Origin of the sequence: Pseudoduganella sp. RAF53_2 (assembly GCF_052113985.1) — a bacterium.
GTDB lineage: Bacteria > Pseudomonadota > Gammaproteobacteria > Burkholderiales > Burkholderiaceae_D > Rugamonas.
This window is the reverse complement of record NZ_JBFRDW010000534.1, coordinates 1-4,282: the sequence shown is the minus strand read 5'-3', so window position 1 is coordinate 4,282 and position 4,282 is coordinate 1. Positions and strand designations below refer to the sequence as shown.

General features: G+C 61.6%; 4 protein-coding genes and 1 pseudogene. 3 read left to right on the top strand and 2 right to left on the bottom strand.

The window, feature by feature from the left end; genetic code table 11:
* Positions 1-288: pseudogene (locus AB4Z11_RS24780) on the bottom strand (TonB-dependent receptor); the annotation flags it as partial.
* A gap of 159 nt (positions 289-447) precedes the next feature.
* On the opposite strand from AB4Z11_RS24780, the gene AB4Z11_RS24775 reads away from it, so the two are divergent.
* Both AB4Z11_RS24775 and AB4Z11_RS24770 read left to right on the top strand, forming a co-directional pair.
* A complete protein-coding gene (locus AB4Z11_RS24775) occupies positions 448-1,299 on the top strand; it encodes an MBL fold metallo-hydrolase (RefSeq protein ID WP_442028408.1) in 852 nt (283 codons plus the stop codon).
* Positions 1,299-2,135, top strand: a complete 837-nt coding sequence (locus tag AB4Z11_RS24770) for a polysaccharide deacetylase family protein (protein ID WP_442028407.1) — start codon at positions 1,299-1,301, stop codon at positions 2,133-2,135. The genes AB4Z11_RS24775 and AB4Z11_RS24770 overlap by 1 nt, the downstream gene beginning before the upstream one ends.
* Before the next feature lie 30 nt (positions 2,136-2,165).
* Here the strand turns inward: AB4Z11_RS24770 and AB4Z11_RS24765 are convergent, their stop codons facing one another.
* Entirely contained in the window at positions 2,166-3,602 is a 1,437-nt protein-coding gene (locus AB4Z11_RS24765; protein ID WP_442028405.1) for a M20/M25/M40 family metallo-hydrolase, read from the bottom strand.
* 120 nt (positions 3,603-3,722) lie between these two features.
* Between AB4Z11_RS24765 and AB4Z11_RS24760 the strand changes: the two genes are divergently transcribed.
* Positions 3,723-4,256: a GNAT family N-acetyltransferase gene (locus AB4Z11_RS24760; RefSeq protein ID WP_442028403.1), complete on the top strand. Its 534-nt coding sequence runs from the start codon at positions 3,723-3,725 to the stop codon at positions 4,254-4,256.
* Positions 4,257-4,282: the final 26 nt, after the last annotated feature.

Below are 4,282 nucleotides of genomic sequence, written 5' to 3'. Positions count from 1 at the left end.
GTGTCCGCTGGCATTGGCCATCGCCACTTGCAGATTGGGCGCCAGCCGCAGCGCATCCACCAGCCGCGTTGCGCCGCTGCGCCTCAAATCGTCGGAAGTGATGATGAAGACCGCCGCCGGCGCATCGGCCAGCCTCTCCTCGCGGCGGGAAACGGAAATGATGCGTACATTGCTCAACTCTTCCAGCGACAAGCCAGCTAGATTGTCCTGGGCTGTTGCGGCGGGGGCCGAGGCTGCTCCCATGGTCGCCATTAGCGCGGCAATGCTTCGCAGAGAATGTCTTTGCATGCGTTCTCCTGATAGCCTCGTATAAAAAGAGTAGCACGAAGATCGCAGCACATCACGCACGGTCCAAAACGGGCACTAGCAACATAAAACGCATATGGCTAGCCCCTCATATCAGCTTTCTTTATAATGGCGCGGCCATTAAAAACCTATCAGCTTGATATGAAGCCTCAGATCCAGGGATTCTTTGACCCCGCCACCTCCACCATCAGCTATGTCGTTTATGAGCGCGACGGCGGTGAATGCGCCGTGATCGACTCGGTGATGGATTTCGACCACAAGTCCGGCCGCACCTCCACGGTATCGGCCGACCGCGTGATCGAGTTCGTCCGCGCCCACAACCTGAAGACCGAATGGCTGCTGGAGACCCACGCCCACGCCGACCACCTGTCCGCCGCGCCGTATTTGCAGGAAAAGATCGGTGGCCGCATCGGCATCGGCGCGGGCATCCGCACCGTGCAGCACGCGTTCTCGCATGTCTTCAACCGCAAGGATGGCGACCTGTCGCGTTTCGGCAGGCTGTTTGAAGCGGATGAGCAATTCAGCATCGGCGGGCTGACTGCGCGCGCCCTGCACGTGCCTGGCCACACGCCGGCCGACATGGCGTATCAGATCGGCGACGCGGTGTTTGTGGGCGATACGCTGTTCATGCCGGACGTAGGCACCGCGCGCTGTGACTTCCCGGGCGGCAGCGCGCACGATCTGTATCAATCGATTCGCCGGCTGCTGGCCATGCCGCCGGAAACGCGCCTGTTCATGTGCCACGACTATCCGCCGGCAGGCCGTGAGGCACGCTGGGAAGTGACCGTGGCCGAACAGCGCGCCACCAATATCCATGTGCGCGACGGCATCAGCGAAGACACCTTCGTCGACATGCGTACGAAGCGCGACGCGACCTTGTCCATGCCGGTGCTGATCCTGCCCGCGATTCAGGTCAACATCAGCGCCGGCCAGCTGCCGGAGGCTGAAGACAACGGCGTGCGCTATCTGAAAATTCCACTGAACGCGATGTGATGAAACATACGATGATCGGCGGGCTGCTTGCCGGCTTGTGCCTGCACGCGGCCAACGCCGCACCTGACAGCGCGCCTGAACGCACGCCCGAAGCGGCGATGGTGCACCACCAGCACCTCAAACGCCTGCACACCAGACTGGAAGTGGACCAGGCCGACCTGGAACGCAGCTGCCGCTACGAGTCCGAGATTTCGACTGCGCCGCCGCCCAACCGCGTGGTGCTGACCTTTGATGACGGCCCGGCGCCCGGCGCAACCGATCTGATTCTTGAAGTCCTGAAGAAGCACGGCATCACGGCCACCTTCTTCATGATCGGCGAGAAGGCCGCCAGATATCCCGAACTGGTGGCGCGCGTGCGCGCTGCCGGGCATCAGGTCATCGCGAACCACTCCTGGAACCACCCGAACTTCCACGACGTCAGCGCCGAGGCGCAGGCCGACGAAGTATTGAAAACGGAATCTCTGGTGGAAGGCAGCGATCCGAAATTATTCCGCTACCCATACGGGAATTCGACTTGCGAAACCAACGCGCTGGTGCACGCGCACGGCTACAAGATCGTCGGCTGGCACATCGATTCCTGCGACTGGGCCTATGACCACACCGGCACCATCGATGCCAAAGAAGCCCTGGCTTGCGGCGTTCCTGCCCAGTACCGCGCCGATTATGTCGGCCATGTGCTCGCCGCCGCGCGTGCGCGCAAGGGCGGCATCATTCTCATGCACGAGATCCATCCCAACACGCTGGCGCATCTCGACACCATCATCGGCCAGTTGCTGGCCGCAGGCTTCAGTTTTACTTCGGTAACCGACCCGCTGTTCGCACCTTCGCTGCGATAAAAAAGGCGGGCTCGCAGCCCGCCTTTCTTTTTACTTGAACTGCTCCGGCGCACGGCCGACGGGTTCGTCCGTGTTGGCCAGATACCAGGCCATGGTGGACAGCACCGCTACGTGGCGCTTCATATTCAGCGGGTCCACCTTGTCGAAGGTGTCCGCCGCAGTGTGGTGGTAGTTGAAGTAAGCGCTGGTGTCGACCAGTGGCTCGAAGCTTGGCACACCATCGGTTTCGATGGAATGCAGGTCACCCGAGCCAATCACATCGCGGCGCATGAAGACGCTGGCGCCGATCGGGTCCAGTGCCTTGCGCAGCGGGGCGAACTGCTTCTCATATTCCGGACGCACGCCGGCCAGAATACCGAAGGTGCGGCCTGCGCCGCCGTCGCTTTCGATCGCCGCAAACTGCTTGGCCATGGTCGCCTTGTTGGCGTCATGGTAGGCCTGGCCGCCACGGCCGCCGTTTTCTTCGTTCATCCAGGCGATCATACGGATGGTGCGATGCGGCTTCAGGCCCAGCTTGTGCAGGGTTTGCAGCACGCCCATGGCGCCGGTTACGCCGGTCGCATCGTCATTGGCGCCAGTGGCCAGATCCCAGGAATCCAGGTGGCCGGACACCACCACCACTTCATCTGCCTTGTCGGTGCCGGGAATGTCGGCGATGACGTTGAAGCTGTCCGCTTCCGGCAGCATTTGCGGGGTAAGAGTCAGGTGGATCCTGATCGGACCGCGCTTGCTCAGGCGCGCCATCAGCATCGAATCTTCCGCCGACACGGCAGCAGCCGGAATGCGATGCGCATCGGTCAGCGCGGTAAAGCCGGTGTGCGGCAGACGGTAATCGGCGCCGCCAACGGAGCGCACCAGCGCTGCCGCCGCGCCCAGTTCGGCCGCCATGCGCGGGCCGTTGGTGCGGTAGTTGGTGCCACGGCCATACGCCGGCCCCGCCAGACCCTTGTCGGCCATGCCCTGGTCGAACGCCACGTCGAACAGCACGATATTGCCCTTGATTTCAGCGGCGCGTGCTTTCATTTCGTCGAAGTCGTGCACCACAACCACGTTGGCAGTCATGCCGGCGGCAGGTGTTGCGCCCGAACCACCCAGCGCGGTCAGCACCACTTTCTGCGTGATGTTGGCAGGACGGCCTTTGTAGTCGACCAGTTCAGCCTTTTCTTCGCCACGCACCCAGTGCGGGACTTTTACCGGCTGCAGCGTCACTTTGGCGCCCATCTGGCGCATGACGCCGGCAACCTGCTCCACCGCAGCGGCGGCGCCGGCCGAGCCGGACAGGCGCGGGCCAACCAGGTCGGTCAGGTCTTCCAGACGCTGGTAGGCCCAGTCGTCCTGCATGGCGGCGTCGCGGATCTTGCCGAGGGTTTCTGCATCGTTGGGCGAAGCGGCGTAGGTATTGCCGATAAGGCCAGCGCCCAGYAGGCAGGTCGCCAGGGCGGTAAGGAGAGGCTTGCGAAGGTTCATTCGATGTCCTGAGAAGATGGTTAATGTTCGCTAGGAACATATAACAATAACGCATTTAACAATGTTGCGCAGTAACATATTGTTTTTGACCCGGCCCCAGGATTGTCCTACCATGGGTTTATGCTAAAAGGACAACTCTGCACGGTCCGCCATCTGCTGAACACGGATCTCAACACTTTTATCGCGCTGGTCAACGATCTGCCCTCGCGCGGCGAGTATTTTTCGCTGTTCTTCAAGTCGCCGGAAGCCATGCGGCGCGAATTCGCACAGAACGGCTTCGTCACCGAAGACAATGAACTCTTCGTGGTGGAAGACCAGATCACCCACCACATCATCGGCGTCATCACCCACTTCAAGACGCGCACGCCCAGCAGCCGCGAGATTGGCTATCGCCTGTTCGACCAGCACCTGTCCGGCATGGGCTACACCAGCGAGGCTCTCGGCCTGTTGTCCGATTACCTGTTCCGCATCAACCCCGTGCACCGCCTGGAAGTGCTGGCGGCGCCGGAAAATATCGGCTCGGTGCGGGTGGCGGAAAAATGCGGCTTCCGCGCCGAAGGCACGCTGCGCCAGGCTTTCTTCGTGAACGGGCATTATCAGGACGTTATCGTTCTCAGCCTGCTGCGCCCCGAATGGGAGCGGCAGCACCTCTAAAAGTGTGACATTTCCTTCCTTGATTG